Source organism: Streptomyces sp. NPDC091209 (assembly GCF_044757755.1).
Taxonomy (GTDB): Bacteria; Actinomycetota; Actinomycetes; order Streptomycetales; family Streptomycetaceae; genus Streptomyces.
Genome location: NZ_JBIVVR010000017.1, coordinates 90414 through 107430, shown reverse-complemented (window position 1 = coordinate 107430; position 17017 = coordinate 90414). Strand labels below are relative to the sequence as shown.

Annotated in this window: 13 protein-coding genes and 1 pseudogene; 4 read left to right on the top strand and 10 right to left on the bottom strand. The window is 71.0% G+C overall.

All coding sequences use genetic code 11. The features are described 5' to 3' along the window. Positions 1–7: 7 nt before the first annotated feature. Positions 8–1234, top strand: coding sequence for an MAB_1171c family putative transporter (locus ACIQRL_RS35890; RefSeq protein WP_401339525.1), 1227 nt, complete (start codon positions 8–10; stop codon positions 1232–1234). Positions 1235–1297: 63 nt separating this feature from the next. Here the strand turns inward: ACIQRL_RS35890 and ACIQRL_RS35885 are convergent, their stop codons facing one another. Continuing rightward, positions 1298–2341, bottom strand: coding sequence for an alpha/beta fold hydrolase (locus ACIQRL_RS35885; RefSeq protein WP_401339523.1), 1044 nt, complete (start codon positions 2339–2341; stop codon positions 1298–1300). Between the two features lie 252 nt (positions 2342–2593). Here ACIQRL_RS35885 and ACIQRL_RS35880 point away from each other — a divergent pair, with 252 nt between their 5' ends. Then, entirely contained in the window at positions 2594–2830 is a 237-nt protein-coding gene (locus ACIQRL_RS35880; protein ID WP_401339521.1) for a hypothetical protein, read from the top strand. A 234-nt stretch (positions 2831–3064) separates the two neighbouring features. Here ACIQRL_RS35880 and ACIQRL_RS35875 read toward each other — a convergent pair whose 3' ends face one another. The 5 genes and pseudogenes from ACIQRL_RS35875 to ACIQRL_RS35855 form a co-directional block, all read right to left on the bottom strand. Continuing rightward, complete coding sequence (locus tag ACIQRL_RS35875) at positions 3065–3742, bottom strand: GNAT family N-acetyltransferase (RefSeq protein WP_401339518.1); 678 nt, start codon at positions 3740–3742, stop codon at positions 3065–3067. Between the two features lie 385 nt (positions 3743–4127). Continuing rightward, on the bottom strand, positions 4128–4205 hold the full coding sequence (locus tag ACIQRL_RS35870; RefSeq protein ID WP_401339651.1) for a BBE domain-containing protein: 78 nt from the start codon (positions 4203–4205) through the stop codon (positions 4128–4130). Positions 4206–4209: 4 nt separating this feature from the next. Next, positions 4210–4896, bottom strand: a pseudogene (locus ACIQRL_RS35865) (GNAT family N-acetyltransferase); the annotation flags it as partial. A 97-nt stretch (positions 4897–4993) separates the two neighbouring features. Next, positions 4994–5701 (bottom strand): 4'-phosphopantetheinyl transferase, encoded by a 708-nt coding sequence (locus tag ACIQRL_RS35860; protein ID WP_401339516.1) that lies wholly within the window; start codon positions 5699–5701, stop codon positions 4994–4996. Next, complete coding sequence (locus tag ACIQRL_RS35855) at positions 5649–6557, bottom strand: metallophosphoesterase family protein (protein WP_401339514.1); 909 nt, start codon at positions 6555–6557, stop codon at positions 5649–5651. The genes ACIQRL_RS35860 and ACIQRL_RS35855 overlap by 53 nt, the downstream gene beginning before the upstream one ends. Before the next feature lie 252 nt (positions 6558–6809). Between ACIQRL_RS35855 and ACIQRL_RS35850 the strand changes: the two genes are divergently transcribed. Together ACIQRL_RS35850 and ACIQRL_RS35845 are read left to right on the top strand one after the other, a co-directional pair. Then, positions 6810–7997: an ATP-grasp domain-containing protein gene (locus ACIQRL_RS35850; RefSeq protein ID WP_401339513.1), complete on the top strand. Its 1188-nt coding sequence runs from the start codon at positions 6810–6812 to the stop codon at positions 7995–7997. Between the two features lie 145 nt (positions 7998–8142). Further along, on the top strand, positions 8143–9831 hold the full coding sequence (locus tag ACIQRL_RS35845) for a carbohydrate binding domain-containing protein (RefSeq protein ID WP_401339510.1): 1689 nt from the start codon (positions 8143–8145) through the stop codon (positions 9829–9831). Positions 9832–9978: 147 nt separating this feature from the next. Here ACIQRL_RS35845 and ACIQRL_RS35840 read toward each other — a convergent pair whose 3' ends face one another. The 4 genes from ACIQRL_RS35840 to ACIQRL_RS35825 form a co-directional block, all read right to left on the bottom strand. Next, entirely contained in the window at positions 9979–12735 is a 2757-nt protein-coding gene (locus ACIQRL_RS35840; RefSeq protein WP_401339508.1) for a bifunctional YncE family protein/alkaline phosphatase family protein, read from the bottom strand. A gap of 4 nt (positions 12736–12739) precedes the next feature. After that, the gene (locus tag ACIQRL_RS35835; RefSeq protein WP_401339506.1) at positions 12740–14125 is read right to left on the bottom strand and encodes an ABC transporter permease; all 1386 of its coding nucleotides are present in this window, start codon (positions 14123–14125) and stop codon (positions 12740–12742) included. After that, positions 14122–15063, bottom strand: coding sequence for an ABC transporter ATP-binding protein (locus ACIQRL_RS35830; RefSeq protein WP_401339503.1), 942 nt, complete (start codon positions 15061–15063; stop codon positions 14122–14124). Before ACIQRL_RS35830 ends, ACIQRL_RS35835 begins: the two co-directional genes overlap by 4 nt. A 395-nt stretch (positions 15064–15458) precedes the next feature. Beyond that, the gene (locus ACIQRL_RS35825; protein WP_401339501.1) at positions 15459–16796 is read right to left on the bottom strand and encodes a 6-phospho-beta-glucosidase; all 1338 of its coding nucleotides are present in this window, start codon (positions 16794–16796) and stop codon (positions 15459–15461) included. Positions 16797–17017 lie beyond the last annotated feature (221 nt).

The following is a 17017-nucleotide window of genomic DNA, read 5'->3' as shown; positions in this document are numbered from 1 at the left end:
CGACGCCATGGACGGATCCAGCTACTACACCCCGGCCATCGCCATGGGCGCCGCGATCGCTTTCAAGGGACCCGCGCTGCTGCGCGGCTGGCGCGACCCGCTGCTGCGCTCCGTGGGCGTGCTGCTCGCCCTCGCGGGCCTGGTGTTCCTCTTCGCCGCCCCGCCGACCATCGCGGCCGTCAACGACATCACCGGGATACCCAACGTCTCCGCCCCATTGGTCTACTGCCTGCTGAGCGCGTACAGCGCCTCCTGTCTGGTGCTGATCATCAACTGGCGCGGCGGGCCGCCCGAGGTGACCCGTCGGCTGTCACGCCGCTGGATCCTCGGGTACACGGCGGTCGGCGTGGCGCTGATCGTCCTGTTCGTCCTCGGGGACGCCCCCGAGGAGCGGCTGCGGGACCTCGACACCTACTACGCCAACACCCCGTTCATCCGCGAGATGATCGTGCTCTACCTCGCGTCGCTCACCGTCGCCGGTGTCGCGATGAACTTCGTGTGCTGGCGCTGGGCGATACAGGTGCGCGGCCGGCTGCGCGCCGGGCTGGTGATCATCGCCTTCGGGTCCCTGTGCAACATCCCTTACTCCGCCGCCAAGTTCACCGCCGTGGTGGCCCGTTGGAACGGCGCGAACCTCGACGGCCTCAGCACCGATGTGGCACCGATGCTGGCCTCCGCGGGGGCCCAGATCACCGCCGTCGGATTCTGCCTTCCGCTGGCCTGGCGGCGCATCGGGGACAGCTGGAACACCTGGTCGACCTATCGCAGACTCGGGCCGTTGTGGCGCGAGCTGAGGCCGGTCTCCGTACCGGAGGACCGCGCGGTGCGGATCTCCTGGTGGTCGCCCGCCGAACTCCAGGTCACCCAGCGGGAGTCCGACATCCATGACGGGATGCTGAGCCTCTACCCCTACTTCGACTCCGGGGTCCGCTCCCGGGCGTACGGCGCCGCGGTCGCGGCGGGCTCGTCCTCCGCCGAGGCGCATGCCCAGGCGGACGCCGCGATGGTGACGGTCGCGGTGCGGGCCAGGGCCGCCGACCCGGAGGGCCGCGTCATCAGCGCGGCGGAGGCGGCCGCGGAACCGCCCGCGACCGGATCTCCGTTCGCGCACACCGACGGCCCGCGCGACCTCGTGCGCATGTCCATCGCCCTGCGCCGGTCGCCCGTCGTCGCGGCCGCCCGGGGACGGGTGACGACCAGATCGGGGAACGACGCCCGCGAACCGGCGGGTTAGCAGGCGAGGGCACCGTCCGTCGGCACGGCGTGCCGGCATCGGACGGCGCCCCGCGTCAGGACCTCAGGTCGCACTGCGTTCGCTCGCCTCGCGCAGGTTCTTTTCCACCGTGCGGTTGTGGACGGTGTCCGGTTGCCCGGCCGCCGTACCCGGGCGCCCGGCGCGCAGCAGTTCCCGCCAGTGCTCGCGGCTCCAGTCGGCCGGACTGGTGGTGGTCGTGAACTCCCTGACCAGGGCGAGGAAGCGCGCCGGATCGCTGTGGAAGGGGAAGTGACCGGCCCCCTCGAAGATCTCCAGGCGGCTGCCCGGCATGGCCTCGTGCGCCCCATGGGCGTGCCGTACCGGCACCACGCTGTCCCGGTCTCCCCAGAGCAGCATGGTGGGCATGCCCTCGGTGAGATAGCAGCGGTCGAGCATGGTGACCGCCTGGCCGCGCCAGTCGACCACGGCCCGCAGCGTCCGGATGAACGCGCTGCGGGAGGTCGTGTCGGGCAGCGCGTCCACCAGGTTCAACAACTCCGGTGCGTCCTGGGCCAGATCGGTGTCGAGCAGACGCATCAGACGTAAGAAGAGGCCGACTTGGAGTCGCATTCCGGGCAGTCGCAGCGTGGAGAGCATCAGATGGGCGCCCGGCAGCGACACGGCCCGCAGGACGGGGTTGACCTCACCCCCGACGCCGCCCGCGCTGACCAGGATCAACCGCTCGGTGCGCTCGGGGAACTGGTAGGCGAACTGCATCGCCACTCCCCCGCCCAGCGAGTGCCCGACCAGGGTGGCGGACTCGATGTCGAGGGTGGCCAGCAGATCGCGCACGCCGTTGGCGTAGGCGGCCACCGAGTAGTCGGCGCGCGGTTTGTCGGATGCGCCGTGGCCGAGCAGATCGGGGGCGATCACGGTGTGCGTGCGGGCGAGGTCGGGGATCAGGTCCGCCCAGGTCGCGGAGGAGTCGCCTATGCCGTGGATCAGGACGAGCGCCGGACCCTCACCGGCCATCCGGTAGGCGCGCCGATAACCGTGCACCACGCGGTGGTGCAGGCGCAGTTCTCCGTCACCGACCGAACGCAGCCGCGGGGTGCGCCGCGGTTGCCGAGGCTGTACGTCGACCACGGACCGACCTCCGTTCCCAGGCCGCCGCGAGGGCGGCTCCCGAGCCGCCGGAATGACGACTCCGGGGCCGCCCGGCAGGCGGCCCCAGCTCTCGTCTCCAGCGTAGGGCCCCTGTCCCACAAGGGATTTCCGTGAGGTTTCGCCTCCGCTAAGCGGGCGAACCTCCTCGGACGGAAACCGGATTGTCAGTGGCGGGCGGCAAGCTGGGGTCAGCACCAGTGTCACGACAAGCCGACCCGGGAGAGCCGTCCGATGCCGACCGCCGTACTGACCGAACACGAACGCGCCGCCGTGCAGGCCTACCTCCGCCTCCTCCAGACGGTACGAGCAGCCTTCGACGGCCCGCCGGACGGAGGCCGACCACCCATGGTCCCGCCCGCCGTACTCGCCGAGGCGGAGCGGGCCCTGAAGGCGGCGGGCCTCGCGGGCAACGAGGAGGCGTTCTTCGAACTGCTGCACTCCTGGTGCCCGGAGCCGGACTGGACGTGAGCGGGGCCCGGGGAGCGGGTCGCGAGGAGCTCTGCGGGCGTCCGGCCCGCCGAGCGGACGGCAGCGGTCTTCAACCGGCCGTTCGCATGGACGCACCGCGAAGGGCCCTCTGTCGTACCGGGGCCCCGAAGGGATCTGATCACGGCGGAGCGCGCCCCTGACCGCGCCGGGATCACTCCTCGGGCGAGCGTTTCCGGGCGGTTGCCTCCTTGGCGATGGCCGCAGGAAGGCGGCTCAAGACAGGCGATCGTCGATGTCTGTCGGTTCCTGGTGCTCCGCGTCGGCCGAACTCTCCGCGTGTGCGCTCGGTACCGCGGGTCCGGCAGCGCGGCAGCGGGAGGTCGGCCCCGGGGCCGTGTGCCGCAGCCAGCGGGCGTCGATCTCGCGGCCGTCCTCCAGGGTGTGACGCGGCGGCCCGTCGTCCGCGACGAAGCCGGCCCCCGCCAGCGCCCGCGCGCTGCGCGTGTTCGCCGACTCGTGTCCCGCCCGCACCACCTGAAGCCCCAGGTGGGTATGGCCGAGCAGCGCGGCGGCCGCGAACAGCTCTGCTCCGAGCCCTTGGCCACGCGCATGCGGAGCCAGCGATCCGCCGATCCGCCCGGTGCCGGGATGCAGTTGAGCGGACCCGGCGTATCTGCCGTCGTCCAGACGCACGGCGACCAGTATCTCTGCCGCTCGGTCGGGGCGGATCTCGACGGGACGGGCCGGCAGGCTTCGGACCCCCGGGGACGAACGGAGGGCGTCGGTGTCACCGGGGCGCAGCTCCAGGAGGGTCTCGCGAGCCTGCGCGTCGGTTATGACGTCTGTTCCCCCGAGCCATCGCTGGGCCTCGGGGTCCGAGCCGGCGGCCATGGCAGCCGCCAGGTCCGGCCACGTCTCCGGGGTGTGGAGCAGGAGACGCTCCGTGCGCAACGTATGCCGCCGATGCGCGCATACGCCGGGCAGCGGGAGCCTGGGCTTCGCCCGCCCGCGACGCAACAGAGACCAGACCATGTGCCCCCTTGGAGAACATCAGGCCGACGCGGCCGGGCTCGACATCGACCGGAGTCCAGTGCCCCCGACACCGGCATCCGTCGCCACCTCGACGGCCGAAGTGCCCTTCGTGGACTGTGGGTCCATCGCCCCCGCCGTCGGCTCCGCGTCCCGGCCCTCCGTTTCGCGGATCAGGGCGCGGAGCCGGCGGCGGAACTCGCCGGAGGTCTCGGCGAGGACCGCGGCCGGCGGGGAGCGCACAGCGGCGCACGTGGCGGGTGCCCAGGTGCCGCGCCCGCCGTGGTGGCCGCCCTTCGTACCTCCGTCAGCAGGACGCCGGTGGGATGCTCTGCTCGTACTGGAAGACGTTGCGGGGGTCGTACGTGGCCTTGACCCTGCGCAGGCGGTCGAGCCACGGCGAGTCGGGCTCGGGCCGCGATCAGCGCCCGGTAGATCCCGCGGCCCCGCCAGGCCGGCAGGGTCGTGCCGCCCCGGAGTCCGGCGAAGGCCGTTCCGGGGCTGAGGACCAGCCACGCGGCGGAGACGACCTCGCCGTCGGCCTCGGCGACCAGGACGGCGATGTCGTCCGCGGCCGCCGCGATCTGGCCGCTCAGGAACCCGTGGAGCCGGCGCCAGTCCATGCCCCACACGGTGGACTCCATCATGGCGATCCGGCGGATGTCTGCATCCTCCGCCACCCGGCGCAGCACCACGCCGGCCGGTACCACCGGCTCTGTCGCCGTGTCGGCGGCCCGTCCGAACAGCACGGTCTGCGGGTCCCCGGGGACGAATCCCGCCGCCCGGAGACGGTCGGTGAGGTCCGTCGGCATGTCATGGCTGCGGGTCTTCCACTCGACCGCCTCCCCCCGCGCCGCGAAGTAGTCACGCTGCCGGACGATCAGGCGGTCCAGGTCGGCACCGCTCAGCCCGGGGTCGCGCGGGGCGATGACGAACCCGCAGAAGTGTCCGACGACCCGCAGGAGCGGCCCGTCGCGTTCAATTCCGACCCCGGCCGGGAGGGCGGGGAGAACTCCACGCATCTGTGCGTCGTACGCGGCCAGCAGCTCGTCGAGGTCGTTCGCGTTGCCGTTCATGTCATCGTGCGGAATGTCTGCCGCGCTGTCGTCCGTCACTGTGTCGAGGGTACGCAACCGGGCGCCAACAGCCTTGATTTCTGGGCCTGTTCAGTCGTCAGACCGGGCGATGGACCGGACCGCGCGGCACCGTGACCGCCGTCGCGACCAGCCCGCTCTGGACGGTCCAGCGTCCGTCGAAGGCCTGGACGGTAACGCCGTCCACCACCGGCCCCGGGACCAGGAGTTGGGCGCGGAAGCCTCCCGACAGGGTGCGGGTGGAGGGTGTCGGTTCGAGGGAGATGTCGATGTCCGCCTCGAAGAAGTCGAGCCACTTGCCGGTGAGCGGGAACCAGGCCTTGTAGACCGACTCCTTCGCGCTGAACAGCAGCCGGTCCCAGTGGACGACGGGTGACCGGGCACCGAGGCGGTCCAGGCGGGCCGACTCGCCGGGCAGGGCCACGGCTTCCAGGACATCGTCGGGAAGGGCCAGGTGGGGTTCGGCGTCGATGCCGAGGGAGGCCAGATCGGTGGCGCGGGCGAGGGCGGCGGCTCCGTAGCCCTCGCAGTGCGTCATGCTGCCGATGACCCCCGACGGCCACTGCGGCGCTCCCCGCTCCCCCGGCAGCACGGGGCTCGGGGCCACGCCCAGCTTCTCCATGGCACGCCGTGCGCAGACACGCACGGTGGTGAACTCACGGCGCCGCTTCCCCACGGCGCGCGTCAGGACCGCCAGTTCCTCGGGGTACAGGGTCGCGCCCTCGGCCGCGTCGTCACCGTGGCTCTCCACGGCCACGACCGACTCCGGAAGCAGCTCCTCCATCACCGGCTTTGACCTCCATCGGCAGAATGCGGCGCAGCGTGCCCGGCGGTCCGGGGCGCTTACGCCATTCTCGCGGATAGCCCACCGACACCTCTTCGAAGCGGACACCCTCGTGCCAGGTGGTCCGTGGGATGTGCAGATGCCCGTAGACCATGGTCTCGACGCGGAACCTGCGGTGCCAGTCGGCCGTCGCCAGGGTGCCGCACCACATGGCGAACTCGGGGTGCCACAGGACGTCCATCGGATGACGGTCCAGCGGATAGTGGTTCACCGGGATGACGGGCAGGTCGTCGGGAATCTCGGCGAGTCTGCGCTCGGTCGCGGCCACCCGGGCCCGGCACCAGGCCTCGCGGCTCGGGTAGGGGTCGGGATGGAGCAGGTACTCGTCCGTGCAGACGATGCCGGTCCCGTGGGCGTACGCCAGCCCCTCTTCCTTGGTGGCACAGCCCCGCGGCAGGAGCGAGTAGTCGTAGAGCAGGAAGAGCGGCGCGACGACGGCGGGGCCTCCCGGGCCGTTCCAGACAGGGTAGGGGTCCTCGGGCGTCGTGACGCCCAACTCCCGGCACAGCGCCACCAGATGCTCGTAGCGGGCCACTCCCCGGAGCTGGACGGGGTCCTTGGAGTGGGTCCACAGTTCGTGGTTGCCCGGCACCCAGACGACCTTGCGGAAGCGGGCGCCGAGCGTCTCCAGGGTCCACCTGACGTCGTCGACGATCTCGCCGATGTCACCGGCCACCAGAAGCCAGTCCTCGTCCGTCTCGGGGCGCATGTTCTCGACGAGGGCGCGGTTCTCGGCGTAGCCGATGTGCAGGTCGCTGATGGCCAGCAGGTTCCCGCCACCGCCGTCTGTCGGCCGCACGCGCCACCCCCGTAGAAAGGCGAATGCCCACACAAGAACACACGCGCCGGGCGCCGGACAAGGAGGCCCGGGCGGGCAGGTCGGTGAATCCGTAACATCCCTGTAGCAGCACCAGGGTCCCCCGACCCTTATGATCGCCCCAACACCGCCGCTCGAATCTGCTTTGGCGTGCGACGGCTCGGTGTACCTCCCCTACCCCTGGCCGGGCCCGGCCCGCTCCGCCGTGCCCGCGAACCGTGAAAGGTGGCTTGCATGGGCTCTCGCGTACGCGTCTGGCTCAACCGCACGTACGCGGAGAACGTGTTCTTCATGGATCAGCTGCGAAGTAATCCGCAGCACCGCGCGGTCGAGATCCATGCCACCCACGGCGACGCCGACTCTCCCGTACTGGCCGCCGCCGACACCGCCGAGCCGGAGCCCGAGGGCCTGTCGCCACGCGCTTACGTCGAGTACGCCCTCGACATGTGCGCGCGCCGTTCCGTCGACGTGTTCGTGCCGGTCCTGCACCAGGCGGCGATCGTGGCGCAGCGCGCCGAGTTCGCCGCGCTCGGTACGGCGCTGCTTGCGCCGCCGGCGGAGGCGGAGGCGGTCTTCCACGACAAGGCCACCGCGTACCAGGCCGTCGAGGCCGTGGGCATTCCGGTGCCTCCGTGGTGGCGGGTGCGCACCGAGGAGGAACTGGTCGCGGCGGTCGAGGAGCTGGAGGCCGCGGGTCAGCGGGCCTGCTTCAAGCCCGCTGCCGGAGCCGGCGGTGTGGGCTTCCGGGTGATCACCCGCACCCCCTTCTCGATGATGCACCTCAACGGGTTCCCGAGCGCGTACGTGCCGCTGGAGCTGGTCGTGCAGGCGCTGCGCGCGGCCGACGAGCCGGTCGACTGGCTGGTGATGCCGCACCTCGGACAGCCGGAGGTGTCGGTGGACTGCCTCACCGGTCCTGACGGCCGGGTCCGTATGGCGATCGGCCGCACCAAGAACGGCCGGCGCCGCGGCTTCACCCTCGACGACGCGTGGATCGAGCCCGCCCGGCTGCTCGCGGAGGCGTTCGGGCTGCACTATCTGTCGAACATCCAGTTCCGTATGTACGGCGACGAGCCGGTCCTGATGGACGTGAACACCCGTCCCGCGGGCGGGCTGCACCAGCTCTCCCAGTGCGGGGTGAACGCCCCTTGGGCGGCTGTGCAGTTGGCGCTCGGCGAGGAGACGGGCGAGGTGGTCCCGCCGTTCCTCGGACAGGACTACACGGTGGTCTCCGGGCCGCGTCCGGTGCGTCCGGTGTCGCTGCCGCCGCAGCGGACCGACGCGCCCGTGCCGACGCTGCCCGCCGTGCCCGCGCCGATCGTGGAGTCCGCGTCCGTGCTGTCCGCCCCGGTCGAGGCGGCCGCCAACGCCGTTTCCGCCCAGGCCACCACGGCCGCGACGGCGGCCATCGCGCCCGCCTAGCCCTCGCCTGGCCCACCCCCACACGTTTACCGGTCTGGACCAATTCCGCTCAGTGTCTTGACAGCGGGATTGGTCCATACCAACTTGGTTGCGCACCTCTCTGCACTCCCGAACACCCCCATATCTCCAGGGAGATCGCGTGCGCATGACCATGCTCAGACGTTCCAGACACCGCCTCCTCGCCCTGCTGGGCACGGCCGCGCTGGCGCTCGCCGGCGCGGTCGCCCTGCCGAGTACGGCAGAAGCGGCCAACATCCTGTCCAACCCCGGCTTCGAAACGGGCAGCCTCTCCCCCTGGTCCTGCTCCGGCAACCTGGGTTCGATCGTCTCCAGCCCCGTGCACGGCGGCTCCAAAGCCCTTGCGGGCGCGGCGAGTTCGAGCGACAACGCCCAGTGCACCCAGACCGTCTCGGTCCAGCCGAACACGACGTACAACCTCACGGGCTGGGTCCGCGGCAGCTACGTCTACCTCGGTGTGGACGGCGGTGCCTCGAACTGGACGACGTCCACGTCGGCGTACAGCCAGCTCACCGTGCCCTTCACCACCGGCGCCTCGCAGACCAGCGTCAAGATCTACGTCCACGGCTGGTACGCGCAGGGCACCTACTACGCCGACGACATCAGCCTGGACGGTCCCGGCGGCGGCGGTGGCGGTTCCGACACCCAGGCGCCGACCGCGCCCACCAACCTGACCTCCACCGGCAAGAGTTCCTCCAGCGTGTCACTGTCATGGGGCGCGTCGAGCGACAACGTCGGCGTGGCCGCGTACGACATCTACAGCGGATCGAACCAGCTCCTGAGCGTGTCGGGCACGAGTGCCACGGTCAGCGGGCTGTCCGCGAGCACGGCCTACTCGTTCACCGTCAAGGCGCGGGACGCGGCCGGGAACACCTCCGCGGCCTCCAACTCCGTGAGCGTGACGACGGACGCGGGCGGCGGGGGCGGCGGCACCGGCTTCAAGCAGGCCGCTCCCTATCTGTACGAGGGCTGGGGCGATCCCCCGAACCCGACCACGGTGATGAGCGCGACCGGGATCAAGTGGTTCACGATGGCGTTCGTGCTGGACTCCGGCGGCTGCACCCCGGCCTGGGACGGCAGCCGCGCGCTGACCGGTGGCGTCGACCAGACCGCCATCAACCAGATCCGTTCCGCGGGCGGTGACATCGTTCCGTCGTTCGGTGGCTGGCAGGGCAGCAAGCTCGGCGCCAACTGCTCCTCGGCGAGCGCGCTCGCCGGTGCTCTGCAGAAGGTGATCGACGCCTACGGCCTCAAGGCGATCGACATGGACATCGAGAACACCGACGAGTTCGAGAACGAAGCCGTCCAGGCGAAGATCCTGACCGCCCTGAAGACCGTCAAGGCCAACAACCCCGGCCTGAAGACGATCGTCACCTTCGGCACCTCGACGACCGGCCCGACCTACTACGGCAACCGGCTCATCGAGCAGGCGCAGTCCCTGAACGCCAACATCGACGTCTTCACCATCATGCCGTTCGACTTCGGCGGCGGCTCCGACATGTACGGCAACACGGTCAACGCCGCCGAGGGGCTGAAGACCAAGCTGAAGTCGACCTTCGGCTGGGACGACGCCACGGCCTACTCGCACATCGGTATCTCCGGCATGAACGGCCTGTCCGACCAGCAGGAGAACACCACCCCGGCGATCTGGACCTCGATCCGTGACTGGTCGAACTCCCACCACATCGCCCGGCTCGCCTACTGGGCGGTCAACCGCGACCGGTCCTGCCCCGGCGGCGGCGTCGTGAGCAACTGCTCCGGCATCAGCCAGAGCACCTGGCAGTTCACGTCGATCACGGCCGGCTTCACGGGCTGAGGACGACGACAGCAGGACAACGCGTGGCACACCACGATGGGCCGTCCGGAGGATCCGGGCGGCCCATCGTGTCACGCAGGTGGTTCAGCCGTCACACGTCGTACGTCAGCCATCAGCCGTCGCACGTCGTGAGTCAGCCGTCAGCCGTCAGCCGTCGGACTCCGACGACGGGAGGTAGGCGCCCGGCACGTCCTGCGGCGCGAAGATCCGGTGCTCACCGGGGTACGGCTTGGTCCACCCGTGCGTCTGGTACCACGTGAAGTGGTTCATCTGCGCGGGGTTGGCGAAGTCCGGAATGGCGTTGGGTCCGGTCAGCCGCTGGTGCGACTTCCAGGTGTCCCACTTCGCCGCGAGCGGCCGCTCGGCCGCCGGCACCTTCGCCGAGGGCACCGGCGCCGCGCTGGGGTCCTGCGGAGCCGGGGTGTCCACACCGCAGGAGGGCGGGGTCTTGAGGCCGTCGGTCAGCGAGGTCCGGTTGGGCAGCGCGGTGAACGGCGTGTAGTCCGCGTGCCGGGTGAAGGCCGCGCTCATCGGGGTGGCGGCGCTGTCCTTCTGGTTCATCGGGTGGACCCCGAGGATCTGCTCGATGGTCCGGATCAGCGTGATCTGCGAGTAGTAGTGGCTGTCGACGACGCCGTGCCGGGCCCAGGGGCTGATGATCTGGATCGGGGCACGGTGGCCGTCCACGTGGTCGAGACCGGCCTGGGAGTCGTCCTCGACGACGAAGATCGCCGAGTCCTTCCAGTACTTGCTGTGCGAGATCTCGTCGACGATCCGGCCGGTCGCGAGGTCGTTGTCCGCGACCTGGGCGGCCGCGTTCGCCGGACCGCCGGTGTGGTCGCTGGAGAGCCAGAACATGTTCAGGTTCGCCGGACCGTTCTTCTCGAAGTCCTGCTTCCAGATCTGCTCCCGGTAGATGTCCGGGACGCTGGTGTCGAACTTCGGGAAGCCGTGCACGGAGACGTCGTTGAGCGACGGGATCGGCGAGGACGAGTTGAGTGTGTACCCGGTGTCCTGCCCGGTCGAGGCCATGTTCTTGGAGTCGCAGTACAGGTTCTGCCAGCTCGCGGCCGCCGGCTTGGTCAGGAACTGCTGGAACTCGCCGAAGTCCCGTGCCGACTTGCCCGTCGCCTGCGTGCCGGTCCACAGGAAGCCGGTCCGCTGGTGGCCGAGGGCGTCGTCCTCGGTGTCGTAACTGCGCAGGTACTCACCGGCCGAGGACTCGGTGTACTCCGGATCGTCCGCCTGCATCAGCCAGTTGTGGCCCTCGGCGGAGTTCGTGCCGATGTCGTACGTGTTGTCGTACAGCCCGAACTGCCGGGCCAGGGCGTGCTGGTTCGGCGTCACGTTCTCGCCGAACTGCGCAAGCGACGGGTCGCCGTTGCCCTCCGGGACATCCCCGAAGACCTGGTCGTAGGTCCGGTTCTCCTTGACGAGCAGGAAGACGTGCTTGATCGTCGAGGGCTCGCCGAGCCGCAGCGGGACGGGCACGGGCTTCGCGTGGCTCCTGCCCCTGGACTGGGTGACCGACCCGTGGGTCCAGCCGTTCTGCCGGAAGACCTTGGACGTCTGGGCCCTGATCACGCTGTCGTCCGGCAGCGTGAACCGCTGCACGCTCGACGTCGTGTCGTGGGTGCCGTGCCCGGTGCCGCTGATGGTCCGACGGGCGTCGATACCACGGGTGTTGGAGACGACCACGTCCTTGCCGACGGCGGCGATCTCCGCGGGGAAGTAGTCCGTCGGGAGCAGACCGATGTACCGGACCGGATCCTGCGGGGACCGGTACCGGTAGACGGCCACCGCGTTGGCGCGGCCGAGCGTCACCAGCAGATGACCGTCGTCGGTGAGCGTCACCGCGTCGGGCTCGTAGCCGACCGACGCCTCCGGCCACGGCTGGGTCGCGATGGTCTGTACGACCTTGTTCTTGACGGTGTCGATGACGGACACGTCGTTGGTGGCGGTGTTGGTGACGAACAGCGCCTTGTCCTTGGCGTACAGGGCGGTCGGGTGCAGACCGACGGGAATGCTCGCGACGGCGGCGGCCGGGTCCGCCAGGTCGATGACGCTGACGGTTCCGGTGGTGGCGGCCGCGGTGATCGGGTCGGCCGGCACCTGGGTGTTGTAGGAGTTGATCGTGGTGTCGCCGGCCTGCGCCGGGCGCCCGCCCTCGTTGCTGACGTAGAGCTTGGTGCCCACCTCGACCATGTCACGCGGGGCGTTGCCCACGTTCCAGCCCTGCCGGACGGTCCCGGTCGCCGCGTCGATGGCGACCACCCGGTTCTGTCCGTTGACCGCGGAGTACACGGTGGAGCCGTCGGGCGAGAACACCGCCGCGCCGACCAGCGCGTGCTTGGGCCCGTCCGCCGCGATCGGGACGAACACCGGGCTCGTGACGCTGCCGTCCGGGTTCACGGTGAACCGGGTGTAGCCGTCGGTCTGGCCCAGCCAGAGCTGCGAACCGTCGGGTGAGTACGTGGGGCCTTCCTGGCCCACGCTGTTGCCGCTGATGCGCGGAACCGACGACGCGGCGCTGCTGACGAGCTGCTGCACCTTCCAGTTCTTCAGGTCGACGATCGACAGGGCGCTCCCGCCGTCGGTGACCGAGGCCGCGAGGTGCGTGCCGTCCGGGCTGACCGAGGACGACATGATCTTTCCGTTGTCGACGACGAGCCGCTGGCCGTACGGGGCGATGTACTGGTCGCTGGAGACGACCTGACCCCGGTCGGTGACCTGGCCGACCTGGTCGGTACCGAACTGGCGCGTCTGGGCGAATGCGGCCCCGGCGGCGACCAGGGCGAGGACGGTGGTGCCTGCCGTCACCAGAGGTATCCGTCTGCCGGTGTGTCTGCCGAGAAGGCCCTTGAGCCCTTTCTCGTCATGCCGGCGGCGGCGCGTTACCTGCATGGAGTCATCCCTTCGAGGTGGCCAGCAGGTCGACATTGCCGTCGAACTGCCACAGCGGGTTCGGTGCGTCTCCGGTCGGTGTGCGGACGAGGAAGTAGCCGTTCACCTCCTTCGGTCCGTCGCCGTCGGCCATGTATCGGCCGTCCGGGGTGACATCGAGCTGGTAGACGGCCGTTCCCACGGCGTCGACGCCGGGAAGATGCCAGGAGACGACACAGCGCCAGTCGTTGCCCGGCCCCTCGGCCGCGACCTTGACACTGCCCTTGTCGCAGCTCGCCGTGACCTTGAGCTGCGCCTCCGTGACGGCGGGGCGGTTGAGCTGCCGGGTCTGCAGCCGGTAGAGGTGGGCGAAGGCCGTGGCGGCCGAACGCTGCACCTTGTCCTGCTCGATGCCGGAGCCCGTGGCCCCGGTGGCGGCGCCGACGACCACGACCGTCACGGCGGCCAGCGCGACGAGCGGCAGGACTCCGGCGGTGACCGCGCTGCGGCCCGAACCGTCGTGCGCCACGTCGGTGAAGTCGCGCCGCATGAACAGCGCGTAGGCCGCCACGGTCGCCGTCACGGCCCACAGCAGGCTGACCGCGATGCCGATGAGGAGCGGCCCGAGCTGTGCCGGGCTGGTGAACAGACCGCTCCAGGCGATGAACGCGTAACTGGGCAGCGCGAGACGCACGGCGACGGGGAGCGGCATCATCTGGGCGAGCTGCATCGCGAGCGCGACGAGCGCGGGCAGCAGCAGTCCCATCGGGGACCGTCCCAGAGTGATGGACCCGAGCAGGCCGATCGCGGCGAGGGCCAGGGTCGGGGCGAGGACGCAGACCCAGGCGAGCAGGACCTTGCCGGCGGCGTCCGCCGGTGTCAGGAGGTGGCCGTCCAGGCCGACCAGCGGCTGGTTGCCGACCGCCACGACCCCGCCGGCCGAGCTGGAGGCGACCAGTCCGGCCACGAGCAGCAGAATCACGGTGAGTCCGGCCAGCGCCTTCGCCGCGAAGATCCGGCGCGGCGACCTGACGGCCACGAGGAGATGGCGCCAGGTACCGAGCCGGTCCTCGGAGGCGAACACGTCGCCGGCGACGACCGAGGTCAGCAGCGGGAGCGCCCAGGTGCCCGCGAAGCCGAGCATCACCAGCGCTCCGGCCCACCCCGTGGCGTGCATCCAGCGGCCGAAGAGGGTGTCGACGGGGAGCGTGCTCTGTTGGCTCACCGCGGCGACGAAGAGCGCCGGCACGATCCAGCAGGCGAGGACCAGCAGTCGGATCCGCCACTGCGAGACGAGCTTGAGCAGCTCGAAGCGGTAGACACGCGCGACCGAGACACGGGGGGCGGCGGCGACGGCTTCCTCCAGACCCTGTGCTCCGAGGTCACCGTCCTCGGCGACGGTCGCTGTCATGTGCCGGTCTCCTTCTGCTCGGTGAGGGCGAGGAACGCGGCTTCGAGAGGCGACACCACGGGGGCGAGCTCGCGCAGCGCGATGCCCGCGCCCACGAGCCCGACGACCAGTTCGTCGACGGCGGGGACCAGGGCGCGCACGACGAGCGCGTCGGCGTCGTGCCGTGGTGTGGCGTCGTCGACGACCCGGATCCCGGCCGTGTCGAGGGCCAGCAGACGGGCGGCCCCGGGGTCGGAGGTGAGGACCCGGTAGTCGAGTTCACGGCTCTCGGAGGCCAGCTTGCTCAGCGGGCCGGTGAAGACGACCCGTCCGGTCGCGAGGATGGTGACCTCGGAACACAGGGCCTGGAGGTCGTCCATGCGGTGGCTGGAGAGAACGACCGCGGTCCCGTTCGCCGCGAGCCGGTCGAGGACACCGTGCACATGGCGTTTTCCGGCCGGGTCGAGGCCGTTCGACGGTTCGTCGAGGACCAGCAGCCGGGGCTCGGTGAGCAGGGCGGCCGCCAGGCCGAGCCGCTGACGCATGCCGAGGGAGTAGCCGCGGGCCGGGTCGTCGGCGACATCGGTGAGCCCGACCTGGTCGAGCACGTCCCCGACCCCGGCCGCCCGCGCGCCCTGGCCGCGGAGTGCGGCCAGGGCGGCGAGGTTCTGCCGGGCGGTGAGCGAGGGGTAGAGACCGGGCCCGTCCACGAAGCCGGCGACACCGTCGGGGGCGGCGAGCGCCCGCCGGAGCGGCGTGCCGAGGATCTCGAGGCGGCCTTCGTCCGCGACGGCCAGGCCCAGCAGGAGACCGAGCAGGGTCGTCTTGCCGGCACCGTTCGGTCCGACCAGTCCGTGGATCTGACCTCGTGCCACATCGAGATCGACGCCGTCGAGTGCGACGGTGTCGCCGAAGCACTTGGTGATCCCGCGAGCCCGGACGGCGAGGGGTCTGTCCATGAGTCCCTTGAGTCCCTTCCTTCGAAGCACTCGACGCACTCGAAGCACTCAGGGACCTTAGGGACGCTACACAACGCGGGCACAGGCGGCTGGTTGAACACGCAGGAAACGGATCGTCAAGGCGTCGGCAAGTCCCGTGCGCAAAGCGGGTGTCATCGAGACGGACCCGGGCAACACCTGCGGGCCCGGGCAACGTCCGCGGGCAACGTCCGTGGGCGCCGGGTCCGTACGAAGGCCGGGTCCGTACGGAGGCCGGCGGAAGCCGGGGGGCTCAGGCGTCCGCCGGGCCGGGCACCGGAGGCGGGCATCCCGTGCCCGGGCCTCCCCGGTGCCTCGGGCCCTCGCCGATCACGGGCACACGCGGTCCCGCACCGTAAGTCCACGGCGATCGAGGCCTACTTCAGGTAAGCGAGGCCCGGGTGTACGGCGGTGTAGCCGTCGACCAGGGCGCGTGCCACGTTCACGGAGTCGACGAGCGGGTGCAGGGCGAAGGCCTTCACCGCGGTCGCACGGGACCCCGACTCGGCGGCCGAGAGCACCTCCCGCTCCACCGCCTTGACCGCGCACACCAGTCCGGTGGCGTGACCGGGCAGCGGGTCGACGGCGACGGGGTGCGCGCCGTTGGCGTCGACCAGGCAGGGCACCTCGATGACGGCCTCGGCGTCGAGGACGCTCAGCGTGCCGCGGTTGCGGACGTTGAGGATCAGTGTGGCGCGTTCGTCCCGGGCGATGGCGCGCATCAGGGCGAGCGCCACCTTCTCGTAGCCGCCGGAGAGGTCGTCGTCGTCGCGCTCTCCGGCACCGGCCGCGTCCCGGTTCTCCGCCATGTAGGTGGCCTCGCGCTCGGCCCGGGTCCGGTCCCAGGCGGTCAGGGCCGCGGCGTCGGACTGCTTCATCTCGTCGTAGAACCGGGCCTGTTGGTCGCGCAGGAACGCGCCGCGTGTCATGTCGGCCCGCTGGTAGGCGCGGACGGTCTCGCGGTTGAAGTAGTAGTAGTGCAGGTACTCGTTGGGAACGGCGCCGAGCGACTGGAGCCATTCCGGGCCGAAGAGCTTGCCCTCCTCGAAGGAGCCGAGCAGCCCGGGGTCGGCGAGCAGCCGCGGGAGTTCGTCGCGGCCCGCGACGCGCAGTCCCCGTACCCAGCCGAGGTGGTTGAGCCCGACGTAGTCGATCCACGCCTCGCGCGGGTTCGCCCCGAGGACCTTGGCGATCCGGCGCCCGAGGCCGACCGGCGAGTCACAGATGCCGATCACGCGGTCGCCGAGGTGGCGGGACATGGCCTCGGTGACCAGTCCGGCCGGGTTGGTGAAGTTGATGACCCAGGCGTCGGGGGCGAGCCGGGCCACCCGCCGCGCGATGTCCACGGCGACGGGCACCGTGCGCAGGCCGTACGCGATGCCGCCGGCGCCGACCGTCTCCTGGCCGAGGACGTCCTGGGCGAGGGCGACGCGCTCGTCCGCAGCACGCCCCTCCAGACCGCCGACGCGGATCGCGGAGAAGACGAAGTCGGCGCCGCGCAGGGCCTCGTCGAGGTCGGTGGTGACGGTCACCTCCGGCGCGTCCGGGTCCCCGGCCGCCTGCTCGGCGAGGACACGGGCCACGGCGGAGAGCCGTCCCGCGTCCAGGTCGTGCAGCACGACCCGGGTGACGCGGCCCTCGGCGCGGTCCCCGAGCAGCGCCCCGTACACGAGCGGGACGCGGAATCCGCCGCCGCCCAGAATGGTCAGCCTCACGCAAGTACCACCTTCACAGTTCGTGCGGGGAGGCAGGTCGCGCGGCGAGGGAACGCGCCACGACCACCTGTCTCACCCACGTCTTCCAGGAAGCAGCGTGCCACCACGGCCACGGGCTCGGCCGTCACCACCACATCGAATCCCACCGGGCCGAGGACTCCCTTCCTCGCCGTGCCGCACACGACGGGCGCCGGCGAGGTCGAGCCCGCCGCCCACTGCGC

Coding starts and splice junctions, on each gene's coding strand:
- ACIQRL_RS35890 (WP_401339525.1), top strand. CDS start 8: ATGGACGGATCCAGCTACTACACCCCGGCCATCGCCATGGGCGCCGCG.
- ACIQRL_RS35880 (WP_401339521.1), top strand. CDS start 2,594: ATGCCGACCGCCGTACTGACCGAACACGAACGCGCCGCCGTGCAGGCC.
- ACIQRL_RS35850 (WP_401339513.1), top strand. CDS start 6,810: ATGGGCTCTCGCGTACGCGTCTGGCTCAACCGCACGTACGCGGAGAAC.
- ACIQRL_RS35845 (WP_401339510.1), top strand. CDS start 8,143: ATGACCATGCTCAGACGTTCCAGACACCGCCTCCTCGCCCTGCTGGGC.
- ACIQRL_RS35840 (WP_401339508.1), bottom strand. CDS start 12,735: ATGCAGGTAACGCGCCGCCGCCGGCATGACGAGAAAGGGCTCAAGGGC.
- ACIQRL_RS35835 (WP_401339506.1), bottom strand. CDS start 14,125: ATGACAGCGACCGTCGCCGAGGACGGTGACCTCGGAGCACAGGGTCTG.
- ACIQRL_RS35830 (WP_401339503.1), bottom strand. CDS start 15,063: ATGGACAGACCCCTCGCCGTCCGGGCTCGCGGGATCACCAAGTGCTTC.